General features: G+C 61.6%; 1 protein-coding gene. It reads right to left on the bottom strand.

Annotation, left to right across the window (positions count from 1 at the left end; translation table 11 throughout):
• Positions 1-217 precede the first annotated feature (217 nt).
• The coding region (locus tag D7V88_RS43590) for a hypothetical protein (protein ID WP_158625303.1) at positions 218-425 on the bottom strand (208 nt) is incomplete at its 5' end.

Genomic DNA, 425 nt, shown 5'->3' with positions numbered 1-425 from the left:
TTCACCCACCGCGGTGACGGGCGTGCCGCCTCCGCACGCGGGAGAAACACAGAGGAACAAGAGAAGGCCCGCCAGAAGCAGCCGGACCGGGGTGGGTGGGGGGCATTGATGTGTCATGGGGCCTCAAAGAAAGGGAAAGGCCCCATAGCACTAATTAGTGTGTAATTCACACTACTTAGTGCATGAGGCCTGAAGCACTGCACGGAACAAGGCAGGCTCAAAAAGCGGCTTTCACCACCACTTCAAAATCCAGGCCGGAATCAAGAAGGAGGGCGTCTTGGGGTGTGGTTGAAGCGGAGTTGGGCTGCTGCAGGACGGTATTCCCAGCGGTCCGCACGACGTCCTGCGCGGCCCCTCCCGTCACGGTGCCGAGGACGAGTGCCGCGCTTCCTTTGGCGACGTCTGCGGCGACGTCCTGCTGCTGC

Source organism: Corallococcus terminator, assembly GCF_003611635.1.
Taxonomy (GTDB): Bacteria; Myxococcota; Myxococcia; order Myxococcales; family Myxococcaceae; genus Corallococcus; species Corallococcus terminator.
This window is presented reverse-complemented; position numbering and strand designations above follow the sequence as displayed.